The sequence below is a fragment of the Paenibacillus sp. Soil522 genome (assembly GCF_001428245.1).
Lineage (GTDB): Bacteria > Bacillota > Bacilli > Paenibacillales > Paenibacillaceae > Pristimantibacillus.
Genome location: NZ_LMRV01000081.1, coordinates 1 through 5,023, shown reverse-complemented (window position 1 = coordinate 5,023; position 5,023 = coordinate 1). Strand labels below are relative to the sequence as shown.

The window sequence follows — 5,023 nt, the reverse complement described above, 5'->3', positions numbered from 1 at the left end:
GTCCAAACGGAAAACCGCAGCTATTCCGCAGAACTTAAGCTTCAAGCGGTATTGGATTACCTTGAGGGGGAATTATCCCAGTACGATATCATTGATAAACAGTTGAAAATATAAGAAATAAAACAAATTTTAATATTTATTTACCATCAAATTTTGAATCAGCTACTAATTTTGAAATAAAGGTACCTTCCGATATTAATCAAAAAACGGAAGTTCAAACTGTTTTGATCAACTATTTTAACACTGAGAATTCTTATGTATTTGGTGTAAGGCAACTAAAGAATAACTCCTATATAACTAAAGAAATTACTGAGTTTGATGTGAAAAATAAAACTCAAAAAACCAGTAAAGTTAATGAGAAATTTACATTGGAACCACGAGGAGAATTGATTTACATTAATGGAACTAAGGGTTGGTACGAAGCATATATAGGAAAAAAACCTACTGGTGGAATGCTGAAATGGATTGAGTCAGACACTTACATTGAATTGGACACCATCCAATTATCCAAGTCTTCCTTGATAAAAATTGCCGAATCCATGAAAAAAATTTAATGGCAAAGTTATACACCTCGTAATATGTAGTTAGCCAGAATGGACGTTGGGATTTGGTTTTATATTTGAAACTAACCTGCCAGTTAGCGTGGAAAAGGCAGCCGATCGTTTTGCCGACTGCCCTGTGTCTTTATTCTGCTATCGCTACCGGTTATTTCAAGCATTTCTTGCTTGGATTGTTAGCTATGAACTTGAGGAGACTTGACTCCCCATTCTTTATATAAGTCGTTTAGCTCATTTGATGTCCTTGAAACAAAATTCTTTACCAAATCTTCTCTTAAATAAATCGGGGTTATCTGGGGTTCATTGTCCTTGTTGCGTAGCCACTGTAGTTTTATATCTCGGTATTGGCTTACTTCAATTTGAGTTACCAATGTTTCAATAGTGTAGGCGCTTCCTACTCGCAGCTTGTTGAGAACGGCTTCTGCCCAATTCTTCTCTCCTTATTAAATCAAATTCCACCTGATTTGACTCAATATTATAGATTTTTCTTATCTCATCTTTCACTCCTCGGTACTCACATTCAAAATTCGTATAAACTGTTTCCGTCCATCTTATGTCTGCATAGATATGGGCAAAATATCCCAGTACGTAATCTTTCCAGTCAATCTCATCATTTAGGTTTAAATAATCTAGACATCTTTCCTTAAGTACTTCAATACTAGGAAATCTATCTTCACAAACAAAATGAGTAATACCCTTTTCTTTTCGTGTCACATTATCTCTTACATGGACAGCGTCTGGAGCAATACTCCCAATTAAAAAACTAGGAGATGGATTACGCAAACAAAGTTCTGAAGCAATTGCAAAATGGACCATTGGATAAGGCATTTTTAAGAACCTCCGAAATTAAAGAAAATGAAAAGGATACAGAAATTCCAACTAGTAGCTATACACCAACATACTACCACATATTGGAGCTATCATGCTCGTTACATAGCGAAGGCTGCCGCGTAAAAAACGGCGGCAGCCTTCTGTGTTGTGTCTAAACTCTCGTACCCGTTAGCTCAATAAATTTCCTTATTCATGACTACCCGATTCGTTTGAATGCTTTTTGAAGTTTTTCTCCATACTCCGTTTCAGCCAACTTGGGGGTTTGCGTTTTCGAATCAACATCACTGTAATAAAGAACTAGATAATTCTGTGCCACATAGACAATCGGGGCATGGGAACTGAGAAGTTGTTGATGCTCTTGAAAGTGTTTTTGCCCAAGTTCCCGTTTTTCTTTGGTACCAAAGTCATAAACCATAATGGTTTCTAAGGTGTTATCAAGTTTATATCTTACGGGTGTAATACCATCAAGTTTAGAAATGTCAGTAATTTTTTGTAGTTCAGTAATGCCGATTCCTTCCGAACCAATGGCCTCAGCCAATGATGCAGCCTTTTGCTGTTGAGTTGAACAAGCAGTTAATAGTAACAAGCTTAAAAATACTACAAACATTCCTTTTACCATTGAGCATCCCTCTTTTCTAATTGTTGTTCCTGGTTAGGCGATGGAAAATTTTAACTCACCCACTACACCGTACATGAAGACAAGCATAAGTAAGACGCTGGAAATATGATAAGGTTGCAGTTTCGTCCAATCATCCTTTAACTAAACTATCCTGGCCCATTAGCGTAACGGCGTTTTCAGTAAATAACTTATCTTATATATGGAAAAAACCAGCCTCCTCAAAGGACTGGTTCGCTGCCGCCATTATTGAACTATCGTACCCGTTAGTTGAACCCTTTAGCTATATTTTTCTTTATTAATGGCTTCTTTTAAATGATGAAAATTCTCTAAATCTATATCGTACACATTAGCCAAGCAAGTAACGTAGTAAAGTACATCGTACAGTTCTTCTTCAATGGTCCCTTTTATCGTGTCCTGATCAGTAAGCCGTTTATTTTTCCTTAAAACCTCAGCTAATTCGCCGATTTCCTCGATCAGTTTAAGAAAATATGCCTGTTTAAATTCAGGCTTATAATCTTTTTCTTTAAGTATTAATTGCAATTGCTTCAGAGTTAAATCAGGCACCTATTTATTCCCCCATATAAATATGCTTCCCGTATATTTTTTGGTTTTTATTGTAAACTCCTTCTGAACTCTCCTCCCGAGAGTTGAATGAGGTTCCCGGCCGGGCTCCCTCACTGATCAAAAGCTGAGGAAAATACTTTCGCCGTTGAGGAACGGCACACACCGGGTGTCGCAAAACTGCGGCATCCTTTCTCGAATCCACGGATGGACAGCTTCGTTCTCCATAACGAAAGCGTAGTATCCTAATACCGCGGAAAGCATGAAACCCTCAATTACTGAATAAGTCTCATCAAGCGGCGGCTCCTGGCCAAAGTACCCTTTGACGACTTGCTCCCGGGTTTCTCTTGGGGCATTTAAAGCGGTCATTGCTACGTCAAAAAGGTGATAACCAAAGCCGAAAAGGCAGTAATCGATAAAAACGTACCTCCCTAGCGGCGTAACAAGTATGTTACTCATGTTCAAATCCGCGTGGATAATCCCCTGCTTTACCGTTTCAGGTCGTCCGGCCTTCAGCCGGTTAACGATGAGTTTGAGTGTTTGCTCCACTGTAACGAAATTCTCATCTGAGAACAATTCGAATTCGACGCCGCGTCGAATTTGTGTGAGCATCTTTTCGGTTCTGCGAATACCGTAATCGGGCCGATCCGCAGCCATGGACTTGTCATAAGTACCGTAAAACGCATGCAGATTCGCTACTTGAGCGCCCAAGTTGTATGCTGCATCGTAGCTCGACAAGTCCTCTTTTGTCATATTGCGGCCTTCGATCCAGTGGAGCAGCGAGCAGCATAGGCTGCGCCCATCTAATTCGAACTCGGTCACGAGCTGTCCGTGCAGGTTCACTACGGGCACCTGTACGGCGAGGTCCGTCCTATGAGCAATCGCCTCCAACAGCCGCAACTCGGATTCAACCCCTTGTCTCGTATGCTGTATGCCGGCCAAATTTACGGTCACCGGATCATGTACGCGAAGAAGATAGACGTTGCCGTTTGACTTATCGATCACTTTATACGTCCGATTTTCATTGTGCCTGAGCAGCGCGGCTTCAGGACTGACGATGTCATACTGGAGCAGAAGCTCTGGGATCTTATCGTCCATGATGACTCCCCCGATTCTACTATTCGTTTATGTGGTCATCTGTTGTGCCAAGGTTATGTATTTACCGCGGGTGCTAAAATTGTAATTTTCGTGGTGTAAGTTATTATTTAATCGCTGCAACCTTTACAAAGCGACTCCTAAACCCGTTTTATTATTGAACTATAGTACCCGTTAGCCATCCATGCATCTCTTATGCTGTACCACAGAGCATGAAAGTTAATCCGTTCTTTCATGATAGTTGAGTGAAAAAATGGAGCATCTGTACCGCGGCAGCTTGCTCCACTATCGTATCGTTAGCGTAATAAAATTAAGCTCCGATTTTGAAAACGGCAATCTCAGGGAAACAAGCCACGCGGATAGGAATCTTCACTGTCCCTAACCCACGGTTAATAAAAAAATGCCTACGCTTGTCAAGTTGTCTAAGTCCTACATGGTAATTTTTATAGTGTCCGACCGTACGATTCAACAACCGTATTTGACCACCGTGAGTATGCCCGACTAGTAACAAATCAAAAGGGATCTGTTTATCTTTAACTAAGCTTATGATACTCGGGGAATGAGCCAGCATGTTCACGTAATCATAACTCTGTATTTCCTCAATACTTAAGGTCAGGCTTTCATTCCCATATATGGAGTTATCGAAACCATAGATTAGACACTTCTTGTCATCCAGGTTAATTTTGGACCCATTGTTGGACAAGACAGAAATATTCAGATCTTGAAGCGACCGTATTATAAGGTTGTATGTTTGCTCAGAATACATTTTTTTTCGGAATCTATCTAATCCTTCACGCTCATAATTACCTGGAACAAAGTATATGTAAGGACAATTTATTTTTTGAATTTCCTTCAACACATCATTTAATTGATTCTTCTTTGAAACAAGGTCCCCTGTAATCATCAAATAGTCAGGTTTTGCATTGTTCACAATACTACTTAATGAACCATTGATAAAATTTATTCGTCCGTGAAGGTCAGACAACTGGACAACGGTAAAACTCACCTTGGACTTGTTGCTAATTTGATAATGTGAACACTTTACCCAAAGGGTTTGAATTGCAACAAACACACATGTGAGTACCGCTAGCAATACAATGATAACCATACTAATAATATCCCTTTCCCACAATCAGTTTCCTGTTAATTCAACACAAGCCAGTTCTTTTCCTTTTCCTTTTATTACGCTATCCTGCCCGTTCGTATTATGAGGTCACCAGATCTTTCTGGTGGACCTCATCTTTGTGTGGTCGTAAGATAGCGGTAGCCGGGGATCGAACGTTTCTGGATGCCGCCCTCGGCGCTTCCGTCGAGCGCAATTACCGGAATGCCTGCAGCTTTTGCCTGTGCTACGGCGCCT

Annotated in this window: 6 protein-coding genes; 1 reads left to right on the top strand and 5 read right to left on the bottom strand. The window is 40.4% G+C overall.

What is annotated here, in order from left to right:
- The first annotated feature begins 224 nt into the window (after positions 1-224).
- Positions 225-554 (top strand): DUF4367 domain-containing protein, encoded by a 330-nt coding sequence (locus ASG81_RS24945; protein ID WP_056640842.1) that lies wholly within the window; start codon positions 225-227, stop codon positions 552-554.
- 378 nt (positions 555-932) lie between these two features.
- On the opposite strand, the gene ASG81_RS24940 is transcribed toward ASG81_RS24945, so the two are convergent.
- From ASG81_RS24940 to ASG81_RS24920, 5 genes are all read right to left on the bottom strand, one after another.
- Positions 933-1,385 (bottom strand): zinc dependent phospholipase C family protein, encoded by a 453-nt coding sequence (locus ASG81_RS24940; protein ID WP_235549019.1) that lies wholly within the window; start codon positions 1,383-1,385, stop codon positions 933-935.
- A 199-nt stretch (positions 1,386-1,584) separates the two neighbouring features.
- Positions 1,585-2,007 (bottom strand): hypothetical protein, encoded by a 423-nt coding sequence (locus ASG81_RS24935; protein WP_056640839.1) that lies wholly within the window; start codon positions 2,005-2,007, stop codon positions 1,585-1,587.
- A gap of 276 nt (positions 2,008-2,283) precedes the next feature.
- On the bottom strand, positions 2,284-2,571 hold the full coding sequence (locus ASG81_RS24930; RefSeq protein WP_056640836.1) for a MazG nucleotide pyrophosphohydrolase domain-containing protein: 288 nt from the start codon (positions 2,569-2,571) through the stop codon (positions 2,284-2,286).
- A 117-nt stretch (positions 2,572-2,688) separates the two neighbouring features.
- Complete coding sequence (locus ASG81_RS24925; protein ID WP_081417570.1) at positions 2,689-3,666, bottom strand: phosphotransferase enzyme family protein; 978 nt, start codon at positions 3,664-3,666, stop codon at positions 2,689-2,691.
- 307 nt (positions 3,667-3,973) lie between these two features.
- Positions 3,974-4,771 carry a metallophosphoesterase gene (locus ASG81_RS24920; RefSeq protein ID WP_056640833.1) on the bottom strand — a complete coding sequence of 266 codons (798 nt, stop codon included), beginning with the start codon at positions 4,769-4,771 and terminating at the stop codon, positions 3,974-3,976.
- Between the last annotated feature and the right edge of the window lie 252 nt (positions 4,772-5,023).